Origin of the sequence: Pseudomonas sp. IT-232MI5, from assembly GCF_949767845.1 — a bacterium.
GTDB lineage: Bacteria > Pseudomonadota > Gammaproteobacteria > Pseudomonadales > Pseudomonadaceae > Aquipseudomonas.
This window is the reverse complement of record NZ_CATKQE010000033.1, coordinates 314,468-337,792: the sequence shown is the minus strand read 5'-3', so window position 1 is coordinate 337,792 and position 23,325 is coordinate 314,468. Positions and strand designations below refer to the sequence as shown.

Here is a 23,325-nt window from a genome sequence, read left to right as displayed (position 1 = left end):
GAACTCATGCTTGTGTTAAGTGTTGGATAAAGAGATTGACCGGGACATCCCCCAGCGCGTCGCTGATATTCAGCTCCCTGTTTTTTGTGACTGCGCTGCTTGAAAAAAGTCCCTTCAGGTTTGTTTCAGAGGCGGCGAACGGTAGAACCACCCGCGTGTCGCCCCAGCGCAGCGCATCGACTTGAGGTACAGCACCGTTTTCCAGCAGCTTTGCGCAACGGATCGGCACGATCACGATGGCCTGCTTGCCCTCGTACTCACGGGCAAACGCGAGCACGTTGTGCGCCTGACTGCCGAGCACTTCCAGGGCCTGGTAGTTGCCACGGCGGAACAGCTCGGCATGCTCGACACGCAGGTTCAACACCTGGGCGATCAAGGCTTGCTTGATGCGCCCGTCACGCCAGTTCGCCAACAACTCCACAGGTGGCAATGGCTCCTGCAAGGCGTGTTCACGAGCGGCATAATCCACCGGCCGGCGATTGTCCGGATCGACCAGGCTGAAGTCCCAGAACTCATTACCCTGATACAAATCCGGCACCCCCGGCACGGTCATGCGCAGCAAGGTTTGCGCCAAGCCATTGAGGGCGCCGGCAGCGGCGATGCTGTTGACGGTCTTGCTTAGTGCGGCGCGCAGCAGCTCGCCTTCTTCACCGGTGAGGAGTTTTTCGGTGAATGCCTGCGCGGCGTTTTCATAGGCTTCGTTAGGCGCACTCCAACTGCTTTGCAACTTGGCTTCACGCAGGGCTTTCTGCTGCCATTGCCAGATACGTTTGGCGTAATCGGCGAACCCGGCCTGATCGTCATCGCGCAGTTGCAGCGGCCAACTGCCGAGCAACGCTTGATAGAGGATCAGCTCATCGCCGCTCGACGGCATCTGATCGTCAACGCGCACCGGGCGGGCGAGGGCGCGCCACAGTTCGATCTGCTCGGCGTACCAGTGGCTGCGCTCACTGAGCACGGCCAGACGCGCGCGGGTGTCTTCGCCGCGTTTGTGATCGTGGGTCGCGGTGGCCAGCAAGTTGTCGGGGAACTCGTCCAGCCGTTGCTGATTGACGGCATGAAAGTCGCTGACCGGGGCGCTGAACTGCTCGGTGTTGTAGCCAACGTCATTACGCGACAACAGTACCGCCGAGCGATACAGCGCGGTGTCTTCCACGGCTTTCGCGGCTGCCGGTGAAGTCAGTTGCTGAAAGCGTACGCAGGCATGCTTGAGGATCTTGCGCGAGCGACCACGCGGTTTGCGCCGCCATGGCGTGCCACCTAGCCAAGCGGCAACGCAGTCGAGCACCGGCCAATCGGCTTCGCTCAGCGTTTGCCGGGCCCCGTCCATGGCCTGCTGGAAAAACACCTCGTCCTGCTCGGAGCGACCCATCGCACTGATGTAAGTGCGATAGACCGGGAAGTGCACGATCAGCGCTTGCAACACCCGGCGGATCGCACCGAGGGTCAAGTCGCGAGTCATCAGGTCATCGCGGGCGACCTGCAGCAGGGCCTGGGCGACGCTTTCGCAATCACTGGCCAGCGAGCCGTTGAGGATCTGCTGACGCGCCAGTTGTGCCTCTTCGATGAACGCGGCGGGGCGCTCGGTGCGCCGTTGCCAGAGGTCACCGAGCACGTGTTCGCCGTCCGGGTCATGTTGCAGCAATGACAGCTGATTCATGAACTCGTAACCGGTGGTGCCGTCCACCGCCCAGTCGCGGTGCAGGGTTTCGCCGGCGCCGAGGATCTTCTCGACGTAGATCGGCAAATGCCTGCCCGGTGCCAGCAGATCAACCCGGCGGCGCAGTTTGCGGCAGTAACCACGCGGATCGGCGAGGCCGTCGATGTGGTCGATGCGCAAACCGTCGACCAAGCCTTCGGCGATCAACTGAAAGATTTTACCGTGGGTGGCTTCGAATACCGCCGGACGTTCGACGCGCAAACCGCCGAGTTCGTTAATGTCGAAAAAACGCCGCCAGTTGATGTCATCTGCCGCCGTACGCCAGCTCGCCAGGCGATAGCTTTGGCGTTCCAGCAACTGATGCAGTTTGTCGAAGCCTTCTTCGCTGCTCGAATCGTAATGCTTCAGGTTGTTCTGGATCGCTTCGAGGATCTGCGGATCAATCGCCAACTGGCGCAATTCTTCTTTCAGCGGAATCGCCAGCGAATGGGCATCGGTCTGATAGCTGAGGGAACTGAAGCGATCGGCCAGCGCCTTCAACGTTTCCTCGGACCTGAGCAATTCACCGTAATCGTTCGGGCAGATCGGGAAGTGATGGTCGTAATGCTCGACATGGAAACTGCCTGTCTGCGCATTGAACTGCAGTTTCAGCGTGCCTTCCTGCAAGGCCACACCGTAATCGCTGCCAAGAAACGGTAGCAGCAATTGGCCTTCCATCAACGGGTCCGGCGAGTGCCATTGAATGTCGAAGAACTCGCCGTAAGGGCTCAGTCGCCCCCATTCCAGCAAGTCGAGCCACCACGGGTTGTCGTTGCCACCGACGGCCATGTGATTGGAGACGATGTCGAGGATCAGGCCCATGTTGTGTTCACGCAGGGCGCTGACCAAGCGCCGTAACGCCGCTTCGCCACCGAGTTCCGGGTTGACCTGGGTCGGGTCGACAACGTCGTAGCCGTGCATCGAGCCGGCCCGCGCCGCGAGCAACGGTGAGGCGTAAATATGGCTGATGCCGAGCCGGGCGAAGTACGGCACCAGTGGCACGGCTTGTTCAAGGGTAAAACCCTTATGAAATTGCAGGCGCAGTGTTGCGCGCAGGGGCTGGATAAGCGCTTGATTCATTGGTCACGCTCGGCAGCCTGAAGACGCGCGCACGCGAGTAGTTCCAGACGTCGCGCCGCATCCGCGCCATCGAGCAGCGCCTCACTGGTGCCGGGCAAGCGCCGTGACCAGTTTGGATGGGTGTCGATGGTGCCCGGCAGATTCGCTTGTTCGTTGATGCCTAGCGCATCTTCCAGCGGCAACAGCACCAGAGGGGCACGGGTGTGTCCGAGGAAACGCACCGCGGCATCGACCACTTGATCGGCCTCGTGGGATTCCTCGCGAAAATTCTGCGGGTCCTGACTCAAGGCGCTGCGCAAACCTTCGCGTTCACGCTGGCGGTGCTGGCGCCATTCGATTTCACCGTTGGCATCGACAAACCCCAAGCGCGCATTCCAGTCGATATCGCGGCCATGCCACCAGCCGTTGAGCGTCGGCAGGTCGTGGGTGCTGGTGGTGGCCAATGCGTTGTCCGGCCAGTCGAGAATCGGCTTGAAGTAAGTGTTGTCCTGCTCGAACAGCAGCACGCGCATGCCGAGCATCGAGCGGGCGATAAGTTTTTCACGCAAGCCATCGGGCACGGTGCCGAGGTCTTCACCCAGGACAATCGCTTGGTGGCGATGGGATTCAAGGGTCAGTAATCGCAGCAAGTCGTCGACCGGGTAATACAGATAGGCGCCATCGGCAGGTACTGCGCCGTTGGGAATCACCCACAAGCGTTGCAGGCCCATGACATGGTCAATGCGCAGGCCGCCGGCGTGGGCGAAGTTGGCGCGCAGCATGTCGATGAAGGCGCGAAAGCCGTTGCGGATCAGACCTTCCGGCGAGAACGCGGAAATGCCCCAACCCTGGCCAGAGCGATTGAGAATGTCCGGCGGTGCGCCCACGGTCAGCGAGGCGAGCAGTTCATCCTGAAAACTCCAGGCCTGACTGCCAGCACCGTCGGCGCCCACCGCCAGATCGGCGATCAGGCCAATGCCCATGCCGGCGCTGCGGGCGGCGGTTTGCGCACGTTCCAGGCAACGGTGGATCAGCCATTGGCAAAAAGCGAAATAGCCAATGCGTTCGGCGTATTCTTCGGCAAACGCTTCGAGCGCTGCACCGCGTGGGTCGTGCCAGTGTTCTGGCCATTGCCGCCAGTCGAGGTTTTCGCCACGGGCGGCGCGCATTTCCTGAATAGCTTCGAAACGGCAGTGATTTTCCAGTGCTTCGCCACCGGCGTGGCGGAAACTGGCGAAGTCCGGGTGCAGCGGATGCTCACCGGCGATGAAACCTTCGTACAACGCTTGCAAGAGTTTTTGCTTGGCGTCGGCGGCGCTCGGCCAGTCGATCAGTGTCAGGTCTTCCAGTTGCGCGAACTGCTCGGCCAGGCCGGCCGCGTCGATCGCATCACGCAAGGCGCGCTCACCAAGAATGGCCCCGGGTGCCGCGTACAGAGAATTGAGGAACAACCGACTGGATGGCGAATAAGGGCTGTAGCGCCCGGTATCGGCGCTGAACATGGCGTGCAGCGGGCTGATCGCCAGGGCATCGGCGCCGCGCTCACCGGCCACGCGGACCAGATCTTCCAGTGCTTGGGTATCGCCGAAACCGCCGTCGCCGGCGCGGCGCAAGGCATACAGTTGCGCACTCAGGCCCCAGACGCGGGGAATCGGATTATCCACCGCATCGCCGACGCTGAAGCAGCGCTCCGGGGCCACGGCCAGGGTGAAATACTGATCGCTGATGTGCACCTGTTGATAGCCGACCGGGATCAGTCCCGGCAGTATCGCTTCAGAGTCGAGTTTCAGGTTCAGCCGCGAGCCGTCTTCAAGGTGGATTTCACACGGCGTCTCCGGCGCGAAGTACCGCGCCAGATCCACGCCGACCCCGACATCGGCGGTCAACAGCGGCGGCAGGTAGCGGTCTTGTTGAACGGCTTGCAGTTCCAACAGGCTGGCGTCGATTTCCTGCGCCGTGCTGGCCGGGTGGCCGAGGCCGATCAGGACATTGCGCAGCACCGCCGGGGCGACTTTTTGCGGGCGGCCGTTGGCGTCGATCCAGTCGACGGCAAGGCCGGCTCGGCTGGCAAGAATTTCCAGTTGCGCATCGCTCATAGGCGCTCTCCATCCAGAGGTTGCAAAGGGGTTGCGGCCGTGAGGCTGACAAGCGCGCAATACGCGGGCAGTTCGCCCGATTCCGACAGATCGGCGGTGGATGGCTGCTGAAACAACCACACGGCCTCGGTCTGTGGAGGGTTGACCACTGGCGTGTCGCTGAGGTTCAGGTCAATTCGCAGCTCGCTGCCATTGCCCAGCCGCCAGCGTGCGCTGACCGCGCCGTAACCGAGCATATGGGCGCCGAGGGCCTGAGTGCCGGACAGATGGGGAATGATGTATTGATGGCGAAATTGCAGGAGCTTTTGGTACAGCGCGAGGGTTTCCTGCTGTTTTGCGCTGCCGTTGCCGATCAACCTTGGCTGTGAGGCGTGGAAAGTTTTTTCGCCATTCGGATCGGGAATCTGCTCACGTTTGTGCGGGTCGGCAAAGGCGCTGAATGCGGCAAATTCATTGCGCCGGCCCTCACGCACCAACTCGGCCAGTTCGCCGTGGTGACTGGTGAAAAACAGGAATGGCTGCTCGGCGGCAAACTCATCGCCCATGAACATCAGCGGAATCATCGGCGACAGCAGCAACAACACGGTCGCTGCCTGTACGGCGCGCGGATCGGCCAGATGATGCAGGCGTTCGCCGAACGCGCGGTTGCCGATCTGGTCGTGGTTTTGCAGGAACAGCACAAACGCCGTGGACGGCAGGTGTTCGCTGGGCTCGCCACGCGGTTCGCCATGGCGGGTGATGTGTCCCTGGAAGACAAACCCCTGACTCAGGCAGCGCACCAATTGTTCGGTGGGTTGCGCGGCGTAATCGGCGTAATAGGCGTCGGTTTCGCCGGTGAGCAGAACGTGCAAGGCGTTATGACCGTCGTCATTCCACTGCGCGTCGTAGTCGTATTCGAGCAGGCTCGACTGGTTGAGTTCGTTTTCCACGGTCAGCCAGACATGCCGGCTCGGGTCGATCTGCGCGCGGATACGCTGGGCCATCTCGGTGAGGAAATCCGGGTCTTCGATGGCATGCACCGCGTCCAGGCGCAGACCGTCGAAGCGGTATTCGAGCAACCACATCAAGGCGTTTTCGATGAAAAACTCGCGCACTTCGTCGCGGCGAAAATCGATCGCTGCACCCCATGGCGTGTGTTTGTCTTCGCGGAAAAAGCCTTTGGCGTAACGATGCAGGTAATTGCCGTCGGGGCCGAAGTGGTTGTAAACCACGTCGAGAATCACCGCCAGACCATGACCGTGGGCGCTGTCGATCAGGTGTTTGAGTTGTTCCGGCGTGCCGTAGGAGGCTTGCGGGGCGTAGGGCAAAACACCGTCGTAGCCCCAATTGCGTTCGCCGGGGAATTGCGCCAGCGGCATCAGTTCGATGGCGGTGATGCCCAAGCCTGCAAGCCGCGCCAGATGTTGTTCGACTTCAGCGAAACCCCCGAGCGCACCGACGTGCAACTCGTAGATCACCGCTTCGCTCCATGGCCGACCGTGCCAGGCCGTGTGTCGCCATTGATAGGCCAGCGGATCGACCACCACACTGTGGCGGTCAAGGTCGCCATCCTGCGCCCTGGAGGCCGGATCGGGCACCTCCAGTTCGCCGTCGATGTTATAGCGGTAGCGGGTGCCCGCCGGACAGCGGGCCTTGATCACAAACCAGCCGTCTACCTGAGGCAGCATCGGCAGCGACTGGCCGCTTTCAAGTTCGACACTCACGTAAAACGCATCCGGCGCCCATAGCGCAAATTGCGTGTGTTCGGCGTCCAGCATGATCGCGCCGTGGGGCCAGGTTTCAGTAGACCGTAACGGCATCGTGGTGAACCTCCCTGGTTATTTGTGGTGAGCTTTACCCAGCGCCTTGGCGACCAGTTGTTCGTAGAGTTCGGCGTACGGTTCGACCGCTTTGCACCAGTTGAACGGCGCAGCCATCGCCCGGCAACGCATGGCATTGAGCAGTTCGGGGAAGGCGAACACCTTGAACGCGCGGCTCAGGGCTTCCTGATAGCTTTCAGCGGTGGATTCGTCGAAGAGAAAACCGGTGACGCCGTTTTCAATGGTGTCGGCCAACCCGCCGGTATTGCGTGCGACCGGCAGCGAGCCGAAACGCTGGGCGTACATCTGGCTCAAGCCGCAAGGCTCGTAACGCGAAGGCATCAGCAGGAAATCGCTGCCGGCAAACATGCGTCGGGCGTCGGTTTCGTTGAAGCCGATGCGCACGCCGATCTGGCCTGGGAAGCGCAGGGCCAGTTCGCGCATGGCTTGTTCTTCTTCAGGTTCGCCGCGACCGATAATGGCGATCTGGCCACCGTTTTTTACGATGTACTCGGATACCGCGATCGTCAGGTCCAGACCTTTTTGATAGACCAGTCGCGACACCACGGCGAACAGCGGGCCTTCTGAGTCATTCAATTCAAATAATTCACGCACATGCGCAGCGTTGACCGCTTTACCTTCCCAGTCACCAATGGCAAACGGCGCGAACAGGTGCGGATCGGTGGCGGCGTCCCAGCTCTCGTCGATGCCGTTGGGGATGCCGCTAAGTAAACCTTGCTGGGTCTTGGCGGCGAGAAAGCCGTCGAGGCCGCAGCCGAAATCCGGGGTGGTGATTTCCTGCGCGTAAGTGGCGCTGACCGTGGTGATATGGCTCGAATACGCCATGCCCGCCTTGAGGAATGACATCTTGCCGTAGAATTCCATGCCTTCCTGTTGCAGGGCATGGGTGGGAATACCCAGCTCGGGGCAGGAGCCGAGGCTGGTCACGCCTTGATAGGCGAGGTTGTGAATGGTGAACAGGGTCGGCGTGCGCTGCCCGCGCCAGTGCATATAGGCCGGGGCGAGACCGGCCGGCCAGTCATGGGCATGCACCAGATCCGGGCACCAGTGAATTTGTGCAAGGTTGGCGGCGATGTCGGCAGCAGCCAGACCCAAACGGGCGAAACGAATGTGGTTGTCCGGCCAGTCGCGGCCGTTGTTGGCGCCGTAGGGCGAGCCTTCGCGCTCGTACAATTCGGGGCAGATCAACACGTAGATCACCAGACCGTCCGGCATGTCCATGCGGCCGATCTTGCACGGTGGTAGCGCCGCATGGCCGCCAAGTTCGCCGATGATGTGGATCGGGTTCTCGCTGTGCATCACTTGCGGGTAGCCGGGGATCAACACCCGCACATCGTGCAGATGAGCCATGGCGCGGGGCAGGGCGGCAGATACGTCACCCAGGCCGCCGGTCTTGACCAGATCGGCAATTTCCGAGGTAACAAACAACACTTTTTTCTTGTTGGGGTTCTGGCTCGCTACTGGAGTCAGCGTTTTGGTGCCGGGGACGTTGATCTGTCGGCTGCCGGGAACACTGACGGTGCTCGATTCACCAACCGCCTGCTGAGCACGCTCTCCCTGAATATCCAATGCCGCACTGATCATATGAATCTCCCGTCTCGTTGATCTGATTCTTGTCTTGAACAAGCGATGTCCATGGCCAAGTCCTGTGGCCGGGCGCAAACGCGCCACGCATCGGTGAGCAAACGCTACCCAACACGCGCAAGCAGAATGGGTGATTGGGCCGTTGCAAGGATTGCACCAGTCGCTTTGGCCCTGTCTTTCTGATGACCTGTCGCCGCGCGCAAAAGTTTCGACTTTTTTTCGGCGATGTGACTGGTCGGTTTTACCCCGCGAAAGTCAGTCTAGGCCAGATCCTAGAGCGGGCCAGAGCAAATGGGTAAATTGTTCGACAATCGGTTGGCTGTCAGCACCAACCTTGCTTTTGAGGAGCAAACGCACCGACGAAGTGCAGGTTTTTCTGCGAGGGAGGGCCAAAACGGTGACTGGACGGTCACGATTTTGTGCTAGCGGGAAGGGCGGTTGCACTGTTGTGGTGCGGGCAGTTTGTTGATCGGCTGACACAGACAACACCTGTAGGAGCTGCCGAAGGCTGCGATCTTTTGATTTTGCGTTTAAAAGCGAAGATCAAAAGATCGCAGCCTTCGGCAGCTCCTACAGTGGGGGTTAATTTAACGCACGAATTGGATTACCAGCCGCCCATCCCTGAATATCCTCGATCATCTGCGAAAAGAACTGTTCATAGTTCTGCCGACTGACATACCCCACATGCGGAGTCGCCAAGACATTGTCGAGTGTGCGAAACGGGTGCATGTCCGGCAACGGCTCGTGTTCGAACACATCCAGCGCTGCCCCGGCGATGTGCTGTTTCTGCAAGGCCTTGATCAGCGCCGCTTCATCGACAATCGGCCCGCGCGCGGTGTTGACCAGTAGCGCCGTCGGCTTCATCCAGCCCAGCGCCTGCGCATCGACCAGGCCGCGACTGCGCTCGCTGAGCACCAGATGCACCGACAACACATCGGCCTGCTCGAACAGTTCCTGCTTGTTCACGTAGGTCACGCCAACCTGCTGCGCCCGTTCGGCTGTGAGGTTTTCGCTCCAGGCGATGACCTGCATGCCGAACACCTGACCGAACTGCGCAACGCGCTGGCCAATACTGCCGAGACCGAGAATGCCGAGGGTCTTGCCATGCAGATCGCCGCCCAGTCCTTGCTGCCAATGACCGGCGCGCAGGGCATTCGCCTCATTCACCAGATTGCGCGTGGCCGCCATGATCAGCGCCCAGGTCAACTCCGGGGCGGCGTGCTTGTAACTGTCGGTGCCGCAGACCTTGATCCCCAGCCTGGCGGCCGCTTGCATATCCAGCGCTGCGTTGCGCATGCCGCCGGTGACCAGCAACTTGAGATTGGGCAAACGCTTGAGCAAGTCTTCGTCGAACCGCGTGCGCTCGCGCATCACGCAAATCACCTCGTAGCGGCCCAGCCGTTCGGCCAGTGTGGCGTTGTCGGCCGGGTAATCGTGTTCAAAGGTCACTTCACCGAGGCTATCGAGCACTGACCAGTCGACCACGTCGCGGGCCACGTCCTGCCAGTCATCGATCACTGCAATCTGCACCGCCATCAGCCTTACCTCATCAACGCACGGGATTGGATGTATTCAGCCAGTCGAGCAGGGCCTTGTGGAACTGCGCCGGTTCTTCCATTTGTGGCGCGTGGCCCATGCCGGGAAACTCCACCAGCGTCGACTGCGGGATCAGCTTGGCAACCTGTTTGCCAAGCACCTCATAGTGGCCGATTTTCGCCTTCACCTCAGGCGGTGCGAGGTCCTTGCCGATGGCTGTGGTGTCTGAGGTGCCGATCAGCAGCAGGGTCGGCATCTTCAAGTCCTTGAACTCGTAGTACACCGGCTGGGTGAAAATCATGTCGTAAATCAGCGCCGAGTTCCACGCCACTTGCGTCTTGCCCGGGCCTTTGCTCAGGCCGGCGAGCATGTCTACCCAACGGTCGAATTCCGGTTTCCAGCGGCCGTCGTAATAGGTGGTGCGTTCATAGTCGCGAATGCCCTGGGCGCTGACTTTCAGCTCGCGCTGATACCACTGATCCACGGTGCGATAGGGCACGCCGAGGGCCTTCCAGTCTTCCAGACCGATCGGGTTGACCAGTGCCAGTTGCTCGACCTGCTCGGGAAACAGCAAGGCGTACCGGGTGGCGAGCATGCCGCCGGTGGAGTGGCCGAGCAGGGTGGCTTTTTGAATGCCCAGCGCTTTGAGCAACTGCTGAGTGTTGGTCGCCAGTTGCTGGAAGCTGTACTGATAATTGTCGGGTTTGCTCGAGGTGCAGAAGCCGATCTGATCCGGCGCGATCACCCGGTAACCGGACTCGCTCAAGGCCTTGATCGAACTGTCCCAGGTGGCTGCGCAAAAATTCTTGCCATGCATCAGCACCACGGTGCGGCCATTGGCCTTGCCGTGAGCGGCGACGTCCATGTAACCCATCTGCAGGGATTTACCCTGGGACTGAAAGGCAAAGTGTTTAAGCGTGTAAGGGTATTCGAAGCCTTGCAGCTCCGGGCCATAGGCCGGGCCTTCCGGCGCGGCTTCGCTTGGCGTTGCGGCCTGTGCCGACAGGGGCAGGGCGGCGCAAAGAAACAGGCCGGGTAGCCAACGGGAAAACATGACAGACATAAGGTCAAACTCCGTTTGAAATCGGCCGATGCTGGAATGACTGGATTATGCCGACGTTAAACACAGGCAATCACCGCGCCTGATCGTTCAACCCAGCCAGCCCAGCGTCAGCAAGGCCAGCACACCATAGCGTGCAGCTTTGGCCAGGGTAACGATCAATAAAAACCGCCCGAGCGGTTCACGCATGACGCCGGCAATCAGTGTCAGCGGATCGCCAACGATCGGCAACCAGCTCAGCAGCAACGACCAGTGGCCGTAACGCTCATAGTGTTTGCGCGCCCGGGCCATGTGCGCGGGGCTGACCGGAAACCAGCGCCGATCCTGAAAGCGCTCGATGCCACGGCCCAGCCACCAGTTGACCAACGAACCGAGTACGTTGCCCAGCGTCGCCACGGCGAGCAGACCCCACAGCCAGTAGCGTTCGCTGACGATCAAACCGACCAGCAATGCCTCGGACTGCAGCGGCAACAGGGTCGCTGCACCGAACGCGGCAAAGAACAGCCCGAAGTAGGCGGCGCCGATCAATGGGCCGGGTAGTCCGCCACGACGACGTCAGCGCCATTCTTCTTCAGGCCGATAACCTGATAAGCATCGCTCATGCCGTCCATTTCCATGCCCGGCGAACCCATCGGCATACCCGGTGCGGCGACGCCGAGCAGGTCGTCACGCTTGCTCAGGGCCAGCACTTGTTCTGCCGGCACATGACCCTCGACGAATTTGCCGTTGATGATTGCGGTGTGGCACGACGCCAGGCGCGGCGGTACGCCATGTTGTTGCTTGAAGCTGCTCATGTCGCTTTCGACGTGGTCTTCGACCTTGAAACCGTTGGCTTCGAGGTGGCTGATCCATTTTTTGCAGCAGCCGCAATTGGCGTCACGATGGACTTCGATGGGGATCAGATCGGCGGCTTGCGCCAGGGAGGAAATGAACAGGGCGCTCAGGGCGACCAGACGCAGGTGGGTACGCATAGCGGATTCTCGGCTCGGGTGACGATCAGAAAAGAACGCATTTTGACCGGTTTTTGCCGCCTGGCATCAACGCAATGTTTCCAGTTGTTGCGAGACGGGCTGGCAGGATGATCGTAGATCAAGGCTGACAGGTTGCTGAGCGCGAGATGACAAAGTTGTCAGGTGGCAATTGTGTGAACACCGTCGAACCTTGTGGGAGCGAGCCTGCTCGCGAAGGCAGTGTGTCAGGCACTGGATGCAGTGACTGAAAGGACGCTTTCGCGAGCAGGCTCGCTCCCACAGGGGTTATCTGGTTTGCAGAAATTCCTGCATGAATCAGCGGACTTTGAAGCGCCCCATGATCGCGCTCACCCGGCTGTTGGCTTCGAGTAACTGATGGGTATTCAGTTCGCTGGCTTTGCCGCTCTGCACCAGCTCATCGACCATGTGACGGATCTGCACCATGCTGCGGTTGATCTCTTCGGTCACGGCGCTTTGCTGCTCGGCGGCAGTGGCGATCTGCGTGCTGAGGCTGTTGATGTGGCTGACCGAACCGGCCATTTCATCCAGACCGGAATTGACCCTTGCAGTGGCGTCGGCAGCCGACTGGCAACTGGCCTGGGTGTTTTCCATGGCGCTGACCGACGAGCTCACGCCTTGCGTCAGACGCGTCAACATCTCGTTGATTTCCGAAGTGCTCGCCTGCGTGCGTGCGGCGAGGGCGCGGACTTCATCGGCAACCACGGCAAACCCGCGGCCCTGTTCACCGGCGCGAGCTGCTTCGATTGCGGCGTTGAGCGCCAACAGGTTGGTCTGCCCGGCAATTGCACCGATCACCCCGAGGATTTCAGTGATGCGCTGAGCGTCCTGCTGCATGTTTTCAACTTTGTGTGTGGCACTGGCCACTTCATCGATCAGCGCCACCACGCTGTTGGTCGCTTCGCCCACGACCACGCGGGAACGGTCGGCGTTTTCATTGGCGCGCTGGGTGAATGCGGCAGTTTCGGCGGCATTCTGCGCAACGCTTTCTGCTGTCGAACTCATCTCGGTGATAGCGGTAACGGTCTGATCGGTTTCCGAGGCGTGACGCAGCAGGATCTGGCTGGTGTGCGCCGAGGTGCGTTGCAGGTTGTCGAGGCTCGATGCCATGGCGCCGGTGGCCTGGGTGACTTCGCCGATCATGTTTTGCAGGTAGGCAATAAAGGTGTTGACCGAGTGACCGATGGCGCCGAGTTCATCTTCAGCGCGAATGGTAATGCGCCGGGTCAGGTCCGCATCGCCGCTGGAGAGCAAATCGATGTTGGCTTTCAACGCTTTCATGCGCTGCACCAATTGGCGAATCGCGTAGACCTGCAGCAGCACCAGCAGAATCACCAGCGGAATCTGCAACAGGCTCAGGGTGCTGAGAACGTCATCACGCTGGGCCGTGAGCATTTTCGTTGGCAGGGCGCTGGCGAGGAACCACGGCGTGCCTTCAATCGGGCGCATGAAGAAGGTGCTGGCTTCGCCGTTGTTATCGAACTCGATGCGCTGCGCCTGATCGCGGTTCTGCAACGCGGCTTTGACCTGGCTGGCGAAGGTCGACGTGCCGGCCAGTTCGCTGATGTTCTTCAGCACGATCTGGCCACTGATGCGCGAGCTGTTACTGATGATCTTGCCGTCGGCTTCAATGATCAGCATTTCGGCGTTGAGGTCTTTTTCCTTGCGCGCCACCAGATCGTTGAAGAAGCCGAGGGTGACGTCAATGGTCGACACGCCCCACGCGCTACCGTTTTTCTGGATGGCCATGGCGCAGTTGGTGCGCGGCTCGGCGCTGGCGTCATCCTTGTAAGCCGCCGCCCAGGCGCATTGGCCACGCGGTGTGGCCATGCCGCCCTTGTACCAGCTCTGGTCGTAATAGTTGGGGGCTGCGTCACTGTTCCAGAATGTATTCACCGCCAGTTTGCCCGAGGCATCGCGGTGCCAGAACGTGCTGAATTTGTTGCGCCCGGCTTCACGTTGCCCCGGCAAAGGCCAGATCCCGCCGCCGAATACCTTCAGCTCTCCGTACTGATCGACCAGACCTGGCAGCACTGTGTCGATGGCGGCGCTGTCGAGCAGCGGGATGGTCTGGGTGATGCTGCGCTGTTGCGCCTGCACTTTGTTCAACTCGCCCTGAATCTGCTCGGCGACTTCGGCAATGCGGTTGAGGACGACTTGTTCTTCTGTATGACGCAGCTTGGGGGCGACGAGTTGGCTGATGCCGACCACGGTCAACACCGACAACAGCAGGATGAACAGAACCAGAAACAGCGTGTAGCGAGCCTGAATAGTGCGGAATGCGGGCATGGAGACCGGTCCTTGAGCAGCGTTTCTTATTAGGGGCAGGGATAAAACAGTGCGGGTATTCACAGCGTATCGTCGTTGCGACGGGAAGCTTTAGGTACTTGCGTCCTAAAAAAACTGGGCGCCGATGACTGGTCGGTATCGGGTTCGATACACAAGCGCTGGTCATCGCCTGCGACTGGTTGAAAAAGCCATTTTCATTTCATTGTGATGACAGCTCTGGGTCAGGTTTTGCGGCGCGTTGCGCTTTTGTATCGAGAATGTACGAGAATTGTAAAAAAGTGCAGAAAGAGGTTGGTGCCATCAGTTCGCCCGCCGATACTCGCGCCCATTAATGCCGTTCAACACGGATATTTTTTTTATGTTCATTTCACAGGGAGTCTTCTCATGACGATCGGTATTGTCGGCGGCTGGGAGAGCAAAGCAGGCGTTATGGTTCGTAACACCGGCGCGAAAAAACAAGTGGCCCAGAGCATCAAAGTGCAGCAGATGCTGACCAAGGTCGGCACCAATCCCACCGCGCTGAATACCGCTGAAATGGACAAGCAGGGCATGCGCAAGGCCATCAAGGGCTTTGATCCTGCGAATGTTTCGGTAAAACAATTGGGAAATCTGAGCGAGATGCTGCGCAGCCGCGGGCTGATCTCAGAGATCACTTCGTTTACCTTGAAGAACGCCGGTGACAAGTTCGACCGTTTTGGCGTGACCAAAGATATCGATGCCAAATTCAACGCCCTGGAGTATTTCGCGACCCAGCTCGACGCCATTCAGAACAATGGCCTCAATGGCAACGCTTACGGCCAGAGTCTGATTCCAGAGTTCAAGAAAGCGATCTATGTTCTGCAGAACCTCAAGACCTACGGTGAAGGCAACGCCGCGAAACCGGTCGATGAAGGTGTCAAAGCCAAAGCTTGAGGCTGACCGTTTAGCCCGCTCAGCGCTTGAACGGGCTAGTTGATGTGCAAGAACCCGGCAACGCCTCGCTTCAGCGTGCTGCGACGTGTTGTTGAGCCTGATTATGCAGTCGTTGCAGGTGTGGGCAGCGCAGCTCCAGCGATCGGGCGCAATAGCCCCGATGAAACAACGCCAACCATCCAGCGCCCCGTTCATTCGGGGCAATCCCGGTAAAGACGAAGCCCATTGCCGAGAGGCTGTCCACGGCGCTGGCGAAACCGGTTGCCAGCCTGAGTCTGATCGAGACCATCCAGTGTTCAGGCAGTCGTCGTAGCTGTTGAAGCAAGCCGGCGTCGAGTTTCTTCAGCACCACGTCATAACGCCCGAAAGCGTGTTCGATCTGCATCGGCGGCCCCACCCAGGGTGCTTCTTTTTCCTGCACCCCGTGTACCTCGCACAAATGCTCCATGAATTCGCGACAGCTTTGTGGCCACGGCAATGCCGGGAGCGGGCGGCGGTAGCCATCGATAGGGGTGTAGCCGATGACAATCGACTCCGGCAGTGCTTCGCCAAACGGCGAGGGCACATAGTCGAGCAATAACCCACTGCTGCAAAAGCCGAGCCGGTCAGCCATGCGTTGGGTATAGGCGTGCTGCGTCACCTGTTTGATGGTTACACCATGGCATCCCAGCGCCTGCGCATGGATCAACAATCGAATGCCCAACTGGGTGGCGATGTTCTGCCCGCGGGTCGACGGATGGACCACGCTCAACGCCAGTTCTGCCGTATGCGATCCCGCGTTTCTGCACAACGTGGCGTGGCCGAGGATTTTTTTTCCGGATTCCGCCACCAGTGAATGCCATCTCCCATCGCCATGGTTCTGGTTGATCATCAACGGCAAATACACGTGTGGCTGTACGTAATGGTCGCCATAGATTTCCCGGAACAAACGGCTGACGGCTCCGGCATCGGAGCGGCGATAGCTGCGCAGCGTCACGTTGTCCATGGGCGTTGCTCCGGACGTGGGGCGGCGTAGTCGCGAAGGTCGACGACGCGTTGGCGTTTGCCGGAGCGCGGATGACGAGCGAGCTCATCGGCTGTGCAATAGGCGACCTGCAGCTCAAGCTGGCCATCAGCGCAGAGTTGTGCGATCAGCGGATAACGCTCGATCAAGGCGTTGTGCAAGGCTGTGCTGGCCTGAGTCGTTTCGGGTTTCAACGCCTCGGGCACCCATTTCAGACACACGATATCGACGTTTGCCGATTGGCTGATCACCAGTTGCCAGTCGTCGCTGACCGTGTTGCGCTGAATGATTGTGTCGATGTCGTCGATCAGCAGGGTCAGGCTGCTGACCCGTACGCGCTGACTGCTCATGCTGCGACCCATCAAGGCAAACTTGCGCATGCTCGCCGTGGCCGGCTCTCGCCAGCAGGCGAGATCACCCACGGGATAGCGGATCAATGGCATAAGCCGGCGGGTGAGGTTGGTGATCAGCAGGCGTCCGGTGCGATCGCATTCTTCAATCACTTCACCGGTGTGTTCATCGATAATTTCCAGCACGCTGTGGCTGGCGAGCATGCGGTGTTCGCCCAAGGCACAATCGCGGCTTGTGGCGCCGATGAACCCCGCGTCGACACTGGCGTAGCCGATGGAGGCGATCCGTGCGTTGGGGAACACTCGGTGCAACATCTGCAATTGCCCGGCGAACAGGCTCTCGCCGCCGTAAAGCACGCTTTCGACCTCGGCCAGGGTTTGCCCCTGGCGCTCCAACACGCTGGCGAACGTCAGCAATTGCGCAGGCACGCCGGCCAGCACATTGATTCGGTGCTGGCGGATAGAGTCAGTCAGCAGTGTAAAGTCGACGTCGCCGGTGAAGGGGTATTCGGTAATACCTGACGTTTCGTGTGCCAACGCGTCGTGGATAAAGATGAAACTGGCATACAGATCGCCGACAAAAAACAGATTTGCAACCCGGTCTCCCGGATTGAGTTGGCTCGCCAGATGGCGACCGAAGTCGCGCACAAGTGTCTGCCACTCCTCACGGGTGAATACCGAAAGTTTACCCGCGCTGGTGGTTCCACCGGTCTTGAACACGAGTGCGCGTTCAACCGTTGAAGTCAGTACTGGCCATTGATCGAGGTTATTGCTGCTGGCCCAGTATTGTTGCGGATCAATCGGCGGAAGTTGATCCAGTGTGCTGATCTGCGGCGCAAGGTCTTGCCAATGTCTGGCGTAATACGTTGAATGTTCGCGGGCGAAGGCGAGCAACTTGCTCAGTTCAAGTGTTGTGTTCATGGGGGGCTCTTTAATTGTTCTGGTCATGGACGAAGTTGGACTTTCAGCGGCGAGCGTCGACCACTGCCGGTATCTTTCCGCTATGCCTGTTTCTGTCGAACTGTTGCGTCTCGCAGGTTTGCGTTTGCACTGTGAGCAGCCCGGCTCGCACAAGGCTCGTCAGCGTCGCGTAGCCTTCCAGTCGGAGGAGGACGTCGGCGGGGGCAGCGGGGCTGCGAACCAGCAGGCGTTCGAGGCCGTCAGGGGCGTGATCGAGGTGCAACTGAAACGGTGCTTGCAGGTGTCTGCCGAGTTCGTTCAGGCAGATGAAATCGCTACCGATACGCAGCAGCCTGCCGTGCCGTTGCAGCAGCTCGAACCGCGGGGAACTCAGCCCGCACGCGCAATCGCCGGGCAACCAGCGCCCTGTGTCGCCGACGTCATAACGCTGTACCTGCTGACCTTCGCGGGCTTTGGAAGTGAACAGTAAACGGCCGATTTCATTGCCAACGACAGGCACGTCCTCCTCCAGCGCGACGATTTCCAGATGCTGGATCGCGTCCATCAGATGAAACACGCCATCACCGGTCGCGGCGCAGGCATGTCCGCAGGGGCCGGCATCGACACTGCCGTACACCGCCGAGCGGATGCTGGCAACGCCACAGCGCTGCAACAGTTCGCGGCACTGCTCACTGATGTGTTCACCGCCGAGAAAGACTTTTTCGATGGCGCCATAACGGCTCAAACGCTGCTGTTCGTTGAGGAACAAGCGATGCAGGGAGCTGGGCATGCCGATCAGTACGGTGACCTGTTGTTCGATGATGACTTGTGCAATATCGCCGTAGTCATCGTCGGCGGGAGCACCCATTGGCAGGTGGCTGGCCCCCAATGTTTCCAGCACTTTGGCAAAGCTGAAGAAGCCGCCGTACAAACCGCCACTGAAGAACAGGTTCATCACCTTGTCGCGGCTCGGATCGAGACCCGCCGCAAACAACCCGTCGGCCGTTGCGCGTATTTGCCGTTGAAAATCGCGGTAGCTGTATCCCGCCAGCGCCGGTGTGCCGCTGCTGCCGCCAGAGCGGAAAAACAGTTGCGCCGCTGCTGTCGTCGGCCGCGCGATAAACGCTGCTTTGTCGGTGATCGCCAGGCCCGCCAGCGTCGGCTTGCAAGCTGGACGGTCGAGGGTCATGTGGGTGGGCAACTGCGTCGGTGCGACGCTGACCGACACCCGCCGGCTCAGACGTTGCAGTGCATAGACGCCGTCGTGGGGTTCGCCATCGTAGCCATCATGGATTGCATCAATGGGCGCAATTCGGCTGACGCCGGCGGCAATCAATGTTCGCGACAATGCACCGATCTGCGCTTCGTCGCACATCAGTGCGCAGCTCTGTAAAACGTTGCGCCAAGGCAGCAGGTTTTGCGTCAGTCGCGCACGCGGCAGGGGTTTGAGCAGCACCGTGCGAAACAGCGGCGAGGGCGCAAGCAACTGATCATGGCTCCAGATCACTCGCCATCCCGGTGCGCTCCAGACCTGCGCCGTCACTGCGGAAAAACTCTGGCTCAGACGTGTCATCAGGGTGCGGGTGGTGATTTCGCTGGCTTCTTGAACCGTCGGGATCAGTGCCGGCCATTGTCCGGCGCGGCGCTCGAACGCCTTGGCCAATTCGTTGCCGATTGCTTGTAGAACAGCGGGGTCGTCGCTATCGACCAACAACCATTGCGGGCTGGAGCAGGCTTGCTGATCCAGTCGGCAGACCTCATCGACCAGCGCGTCCAGTGCCTGTGGCGAGGCCGCTTGCGGCGTCAGGTAGGCAAAACTGATGCGGTGCCCCCAGTCGATCCAGCGACATCCGGGCGGCAACTGTTGGCGGATCGCCTGCAGCGCCGCTTCGCCACCCCACGCCGAAACGCCGTTGGCCATTTTGCACAAACGGCCGATCTGCAGGGTCGCCACCGGTAACACCGCGACGTAATGGCGCAACTCACCGCTGGGGTCGCATTGCACCAGCGTGTGCAACAGGCGCGCCGTCAGGCCTTGGTCACTGCTGCTGGGCCGTAGCCAGTTGATGTTGCCGGCCAAGAGACTTTCAATCAGCGCGCAGCACGCCAGCAGCGGCGCGTTGGCTGGCGTGACGTGGACCACCAGTCCCAGCGGACTCCAGCGCTCAAAGCGCGAATGCTGATAATCGACACGTCGCAGCGATTCAGCCTGATCGCCCAGTTCACGTTCAAGCTTGTGTTGCAGGGCGTGCGGCTGACAGAAGTCGATCAGCACCTGGCGTTGTTCATCGTCCAGCGGCAGCTCGGGGCTGTGCAATTGCCCTGCAAAATGTGCGGCGGCAGTCAGTACGGTGGCGCTGTCCAGCGGCGTACTCAGGTGTTGCGGCAAGGTCTGCTGCAGCAGCGCCAGTGCGTTATCGAGGTCGACATCTGCGTGCAGTTCTCCGTTGATCAGGTACATGTCAGTGTCCCCCCAGCAATTCGGACGCGGCCATCGCACAGCTTCTACCGGCCGTGGTGCCTGCGCGACCCTGCAGTTCGAACCAGTCACTGGCGAGGCCGCAATCACAACTCGACCCGGGATGCAGCGTCGCCAGATCGCTCATCACCACCGCGTGCGCCGGGCTGGACGAGATGTAGGGCGAGACGAATCCCAGCAAGCCCTGCTGACCGTAAGGCTGGATGGAAAAGTCCTGCGGATTGCGCACGTAAGCCTTGGCGTAAACGGGGACATGAAAATGATGCCGGGCACATTCGATATACGGCACCGCATGTTCGACCGCGCCGTAACCGTCGCGGCACCGCGACACTTCGATGCCCAGTTGCCGGGCGATGCGCCCATACAGTTGTTGTTTTGGAACTTCCTCGCTGGATCGGGTTTTCCAGCCCCCGCCGAAAAACACCAGTGAAGCACTCGGCAGTTTCAGCGCAGGCACGCCGGTGGCCTGCATCTGCTGCAAGGTCTGCCAAAGAAACGCCGGGAAGCCGAAAATGCGCACGGGCAGGCCTTCTTCGGCGAACGCTTGCAGGGCCGCGATGACCCCGAACACATCGAACTGGTGGCCATCGCCGTTGCAGCGCAAGGCGTAGACAACGCGGTTGACGGGCGCAAAGCGGCAGAGGAATTGGTCGGTGTAGGACGTCCCCAGGGTGATCGCGCCCCGCGGTTCGTAGCTCAGCAGCAGGTAATTGCACGGCGTATCCGCTGAATGCCAACCGTAATGACTAAAGATTCGTTCAACCATGAACTGCGCGGCCGACAGACTGCGCGGGTCATAGCGCATGCGGCTTTTTTGGCCGCTGGTGCCGGACGATGTCAGTTCCAGGGCATCCTCCCCGGTGGGGCTGAGTAACAGTTGCTGCTTGAAAAAATTGGCCAGAATCGGCGGTAGCCGGGACCAGTCATCGAGGCTGTCCAGATCCTTCACGTCGAGGCCGTTGGCGTTCAGCCAATGTTCGTAGCCGGGCGTGTGCTGGCAATGAAAACGACTGATCTCGGTCATGGCCCGATCAAACAGGCCTGCTGGCACGGAATCCGGGCAATAGGGGTGTGGCAATGCGCAAAGCGCATCGCTGGCGGGGAAGTGATTCATTCAATAGTCCGTTATTGAGCAGTGGAGGAGTCGGGAGGTGTGCGTTGCAACAAACCGTGCACCAGGGGCAGGCACATCAGGCCGCTGAGGGCGGCGCAGAGTGCGAAGAGGTCGAGGCGGGCGCCACCGCCGATGGCGGCAATCAGTGAGCCGCCGAGCCCCATCACAGCAATCGAAATCATGCCGGCCAGCGCCGAAACCAACCCCTTGCTGTCGTCGCTGGCAAACAGCGCCAGCCGATACAGCGCAGCGTTGCTCATTCCCAGCCCGACCGCGTACAGCGCCAGACTGGCAACCACTGCGCCCAGTCCGGCACCTGACAGCGCGCAGGCAATCAACGCCACAAGGCCGAGACAAAAAGGCCAGAGCGCCAACCGGATCAACCGGGATAAAGAATGCGTAACCAGCAAGCGGTCGAGGATCAGATTGCCAGTGATGACGGCGGAAAAAACCGGAATCTGCCACAAGGCATATTCCAGCGGCATCAGCTCGAGCAGCTGCATCAGCAGCAACGGTGCCAGGCCGATCCAGGCGATCAGCGGCAGGCTCATGAGCCCCAGTGCGAGACTGGCAGCGAGGAAGCGACGATTGCTCAAGAGAGCTCGGTAGCGTTGACCGGTCTGGTGCCAGGAAAAAGGCACGGCGGCTTGTACTTGCCCATCGCCGCGAGTGACCCCGACCGTTTCCGGCATGCAGACGAAAAGCCCCAGCCAGACCATTGATGCGGCAAAACCCAGGCCCAGAAACAGCTCGCGCCAGGATAGCCATTGCAGCAAGACAATACCCAGTAGCGGCCCCAGCAGCGGTGAAAGCAGGGCGATATTGCCGAGCAGCGCCATCAAACGCACCGCATCGGCCTCGCAGAATACTTCCTGAAGGGCGGGATAACTGACCGCGACCACGAAACCCAGGCCCATGCCTTGCAACAGTCGCAGCAGATTGAAGGTTTCAATGCGCTGGGTGGCAAATGCACTTGCGCAGGCGATTGCAAACAATGCGCAGCCGATCAACAGTACTCGCCGCCGGCCCCATTGATCGGACAGCGGCCCAATCAGCCATTGCAGGCAGACTCCGCCAATCAGATACAGATTGAACGCATGGGGAACATGTCTGACGTCGGCCTGAAGTTCTGTTGTCACGGCCAACATGGCTGGCATGATCAAGTCACTTGCCATATACGTCAGAAGTTCAAAAGCGCTCAGCGCCAAACAAAACCCTAGTACTTGTCGCGGCCCGATTCTTACAAGTGTTCTCTGCATAAACGTCCCTGTTAGAGAGTAGAAGAAAGTTGCCAGAGACTAGTTGCAGAGGCGGGTGTGACCTATTCTTTTGCTGCGACATTAGATTTCAAATGCTTGCAACTTGTTTAGCCAGTCCGCTTTGCGTATCAGGTGAGTTTCAACTGCGCGGCAGCCGCCGTCGGCAAAAACAGAAAAGCCCGCAACAGGGCGGGCTTTGTTTGAAGTTGATCGGGCTTGTTGAGTTCCTGCCTCAATCTGTTCATGGGCAAGCGGGCAGGGCGAACAATCCTGTTCTAGCGATGTTGGTAATAACCAGGGCCACCCTGGTAATAACGGTGGTGATCGTCATGCCAGCCGCCGTGGGGGAAGATGATGCAGCCACTCAGGGTCAGCAGGGCAAGAACGGGAATCAGCCAGGTGATTCGACGCAGCATTTTGAAAATTCCTCATGGTTACGCCGTCATGAAGCCAAAACTCTTCATCGGCTGTAACATGAGACCCCGATTGCAGCGGCGCATCCCCGTAGAACGGTATGTGCATGGCATGCAAGCGGATACAAACCGGATACATTTCACCGTTTCAGGAAGCCGCAATGACCCACAAGCAACGCTTGATTTATTCGATTCTGATCGCCGTGTCGGTCCTGGCGATCATGCTCGGCCTGTCCTGGCTGCAAAACCAAGGAATGATTTCGGAAAAGACGTTCCAGTTCGTCGCCATCGGTGTGGCAGTGATCGTGGTGGTGATCAACGGCGTCATGCGCCGCAAGGTCAAGCCTTGACGGCTTTTGCCGCACGCATCAATCGTTGTTGAGGACTGCCGCAGCCTGTGGATGCAGGCTGTAGCTCTTGTCTTCATTGAAGGTGATCACCCCTTCGGCGCATAGACGCTTGAGCACTTCGCGCACACTGAGAAAGGACAGCGGGATATCCAGATCCAGCAATTGGCTGTGGACGCCGCGCACACCCAGACGCCGCTCGCTTTGTGCGGCGACCAGCAGGGCATCAATGACTTTCAGACGAATCAGGCTGGTGCGCAGCCCGAAACTTTTCAGCAGCAAACGGATGCGTTCGTTGCCGTGACGCTCGACGCGTTGCCCGAAATCGCTCGCGTGTGGGCTCATGGAAGCTCCTTTGGGGGCCTGGCTACCGTCCGTTGGTAGTTGCGAGTTGTACATGCGATTACTCCTTTTCA

Annotated in this window: 17 protein-coding genes and 2 pseudogenes; 2 read left to right on the top strand and 17 right to left on the bottom strand. The window is 59.9% G+C overall.

Features of this window, described 5'->3' with window-relative positions:
• Positions 1-4 precede the first annotated feature (4 nt).
• From ACM6JQ_RS17440 to ACM6JQ_RS17395, 10 genes and pseudogenes are all read right to left on the bottom strand, one after another.
• Positions 5-2,779, bottom strand: coding sequence for a malto-oligosyltrehalose synthase (locus tag ACM6JQ_RS17440; RefSeq protein ID WP_414894315.1), 2,775 nt, complete (start codon positions 2,777-2,779; stop codon positions 5-7).
• Positions 2,776-4,854, bottom strand: a complete 2,079-nt coding sequence (malQ, locus tag ACM6JQ_RS17435) for a 4-alpha-glucanotransferase (protein WP_414894313.1) — start codon at positions 4,852-4,854, stop codon at positions 2,776-2,778. Before malQ ends, ACM6JQ_RS17440 begins: the two co-directional genes overlap by 4 nt.
• A complete protein-coding gene (treZ, locus tag ACM6JQ_RS17430; protein WP_414894312.1) occupies positions 4,851-6,653 on the bottom strand; it encodes a malto-oligosyltrehalose trehalohydrolase in 1,803 nt (600 codons plus the stop codon). The genes malQ and treZ overlap by 4 nt, the downstream gene beginning before the upstream one ends.
• Before the next feature lie 18 nt (positions 6,654-6,671).
• Positions 6,672-8,258, bottom strand: coding sequence for a glycogen synthase GlgA (gene glgA / locus ACM6JQ_RS17425; RefSeq protein ID WP_007918141.1), 1,587 nt, complete (start codon positions 8,256-8,258; stop codon positions 6,672-6,674).
• A 582-nt stretch (positions 8,259-8,840) separates the two neighbouring features.
• Complete coding sequence (locus ACM6JQ_RS17420; RefSeq protein WP_414894311.1) at positions 8,841-9,794, bottom strand: D-2-hydroxyacid dehydrogenase family protein; 954 nt, start codon at positions 9,792-9,794, stop codon at positions 8,841-8,843.
• 13 nt (positions 9,795-9,807) lie between these two features.
• Positions 9,808-10,857 (bottom strand): alpha/beta fold hydrolase, encoded by a 1,050-nt coding sequence (locus tag ACM6JQ_RS17415; RefSeq protein WP_007918137.1) that lies wholly within the window; start codon positions 10,855-10,857, stop codon positions 9,808-9,810.
• A gap of 87 nt (positions 10,858-10,944) precedes the next feature.
• Positions 10,945-11,379, bottom strand: a complete 435-nt coding sequence (locus ACM6JQ_RS17410) for a YqaA family protein (RefSeq protein WP_042704985.1) — start codon at positions 11,377-11,379, stop codon at positions 10,945-10,947.
• On the bottom strand, positions 11,379-11,825 hold the full coding sequence (locus ACM6JQ_RS17405) for a DUF411 domain-containing protein (protein WP_007918132.1): 447 nt from the start codon (positions 11,823-11,825) through the stop codon (positions 11,379-11,381). Before ACM6JQ_RS17405 ends, ACM6JQ_RS17410 begins: the two co-directional genes overlap by 1 nt.
• Positions 11,826-12,140: 315 nt before the next feature.
• Positions 12,141-12,668, bottom strand: a pseudogene (locus ACM6JQ_RS17400) (methyl-accepting chemotaxis protein); the annotation flags it as partial.
• 333 nt (positions 12,669-13,001) lie between these two features.
• Positions 13,002-14,132: pseudogene (locus ACM6JQ_RS17395) on the bottom strand (cache domain-containing protein); the annotation flags it as partial.
• Between the two features lie 384 nt (positions 14,133-14,516).
• Between ACM6JQ_RS17395 and ACM6JQ_RS17390 the strand changes: the two are divergent.
• Positions 14,517-15,044, top strand: coding sequence for a hypothetical protein (locus ACM6JQ_RS17390; protein WP_007918129.1), 528 nt, complete (start codon positions 14,517-14,519; stop codon positions 15,042-15,044).
• Between the two features lie 70 nt (positions 15,045-15,114).
• Here the strand turns inward: ACM6JQ_RS17390 and ACM6JQ_RS17385 are convergent, their stop codons facing one another.
• The 6 genes from ACM6JQ_RS17385 to ACM6JQ_RS17360 form a co-directional block, all read right to left on the bottom strand.
• Positions 15,115-16,029: a GNAT family N-acetyltransferase gene (locus ACM6JQ_RS17385; protein WP_007918120.1), complete on the bottom strand. Its 915-nt coding sequence runs from the start codon at positions 16,027-16,029 to the stop codon at positions 15,115-15,117.
• Entirely contained in the window at positions 16,017-17,318 is a 1,302-nt protein-coding gene (locus ACM6JQ_RS17380; protein ID WP_095112085.1) for a phenylacetate--CoA ligase family protein, read from the bottom strand. Before ACM6JQ_RS17380 ends, ACM6JQ_RS17385 begins: the two co-directional genes overlap by 13 nt.
• A gap of 43 nt (positions 17,319-17,361) precedes the next feature.
• The gene (locus ACM6JQ_RS17375) at positions 17,362-19,758 is read right to left on the bottom strand and encodes an acyl-CoA reductase (RefSeq protein WP_414894309.1); all 2,397 of its coding nucleotides are present in this window, start codon (positions 19,756-19,758) and stop codon (positions 17,362-17,364) included.
• A gap of 1 nt (position 19,759) precedes the next feature.
• Entirely contained in the window at positions 19,760-20,890 is a 1,131-nt protein-coding gene (locus ACM6JQ_RS17370) for an acyl-protein synthase (protein ID WP_414894308.1), read from the bottom strand.
• A gap of 11 nt (positions 20,891-20,901) precedes the next feature.
• Positions 20,902-22,149 (bottom strand): MFS transporter, encoded by a 1,248-nt coding sequence (locus tag ACM6JQ_RS17365; RefSeq protein ID WP_414894307.1) that lies wholly within the window; start codon positions 22,147-22,149, stop codon positions 20,902-20,904.
• Between the two features lie 275 nt (positions 22,150-22,424).
• Entirely contained in the window at positions 22,425-22,565 is a 141-nt protein-coding gene (locus ACM6JQ_RS17360) for a hypothetical protein (RefSeq protein WP_007918111.1), read from the bottom strand.
• 158 nt (positions 22,566-22,723) lie between these two features.
• Here ACM6JQ_RS17360 and ACM6JQ_RS17355 point away from each other — a divergent pair, with 158 nt between their 5' ends.
• The gene (locus tag ACM6JQ_RS17355) at positions 22,724-22,912 is read left to right on the top strand and encodes a hypothetical protein (protein ID WP_007918108.1); all 189 of its coding nucleotides are present in this window, start codon (positions 22,724-22,726) and stop codon (positions 22,910-22,912) included.
• Positions 22,913-22,930: 18 nt separating this feature from the next.
• Here the strand turns inward: ACM6JQ_RS17355 and ACM6JQ_RS17350 are convergent, their stop codons facing one another.
• On the bottom strand, positions 22,931-23,308 hold the full coding sequence (locus tag ACM6JQ_RS17350; RefSeq protein ID WP_007918105.1) for a hypothetical protein: 378 nt from the start codon (positions 23,306-23,308) through the stop codon (positions 22,931-22,933).
• Positions 23,309-23,325 lie beyond the last annotated feature (17 nt).

Coding starts and splice junctions, on each gene's coding strand:
- ACM6JQ_RS17440 (WP_414894315.1), bottom strand. CDS start 2,779: ATGAATCAAGCGCTTATCCAGCCCCTGCGCGCAACACTGCGCCTGCAA.
- ACM6JQ_RS17375 (WP_414894309.1), bottom strand. CDS start 19,758: ATGTACCTGATCAACGGAGAACTGCACGCAGATGTCGACCTCGATAAC.
- ACM6JQ_RS17420 (WP_414894311.1), bottom strand. CDS start 9,794: ATGGCGGTGCAGATTGCAGTGATCGATGACTGGCAGGACGTGGCCCGC.
- ACM6JQ_RS17380 (WP_095112085.1), bottom strand. CDS start 17,318: ATGAACACAACACTTGAACTGAGCAAGTTGCTCGCCTTCGCCCGCGAA.
- ACM6JQ_RS17350 (WP_007918105.1), bottom strand. CDS start 23,308: ATGTACAACTCGCAACTACCAACGGACGGTAGCCAGGCCCCCAAAGGA.
- ACM6JQ_RS17390 (WP_007918129.1), top strand. CDS start 14,517: ATGACGATCGGTATTGTCGGCGGCTGGGAGAGCAAAGCAGGCGTTATG.
- glgA (WP_007918141.1), bottom strand. CDS start 8,258: ATGATCAGTGCGGCATTGGATATTCAGGGAGAGCGTGCTCAGCAGGCG.
- ACM6JQ_RS17385 (WP_007918120.1), bottom strand. CDS start 16,029: ATGGACAACGTGACGCTGCGCAGCTATCGCCGCTCCGATGCCGGAGCC.
- ACM6JQ_RS17370 (WP_414894308.1), bottom strand. CDS start 20,890: ATGAATCACTTCCCCGCCAGCGATGCGCTTTGCGCATTGCCACACCCC.
- ACM6JQ_RS17355 (WP_007918108.1), top strand. CDS start 22,724: ATGACCCACAAGCAACGCTTGATTTATTCGATTCTGATCGCCGTGTCG.
- treZ (WP_414894312.1), bottom strand. CDS start 6,653: ATGCCGTTACGGTCTACTGAAACCTGGCCCCACGGCGCGATCATGCTG.
- ACM6JQ_RS17365 (WP_414894307.1), bottom strand. CDS start 22,149: ATGCAGAGAACACTTGTAAGAATCGGGCCGCGACAAGTACTAGGGTTT.
- malQ (WP_414894313.1), bottom strand. CDS start 4,854: ATGAGCGATGCGCAACTGGAAATTCTTGCCAGCCGAGCCGGCCTTGCC.
- ACM6JQ_RS17405 (WP_007918132.1), bottom strand. CDS start 11,825: ATGCGTACCCACCTGCGTCTGGTCGCCCTGAGCGCCCTGTTCATTTCC.
- ACM6JQ_RS17415 (WP_007918137.1), bottom strand. CDS start 10,857: ATGTCTGTCATGTTTTCCCGTTGGCTACCCGGCCTGTTTCTTTGCGCC.
- ACM6JQ_RS17360 (WP_007918111.1), bottom strand. CDS start 22,565: ATGCTGCGTCGAATCACCTGGCTGATTCCCGTTCTTGCCCTGCTGACC.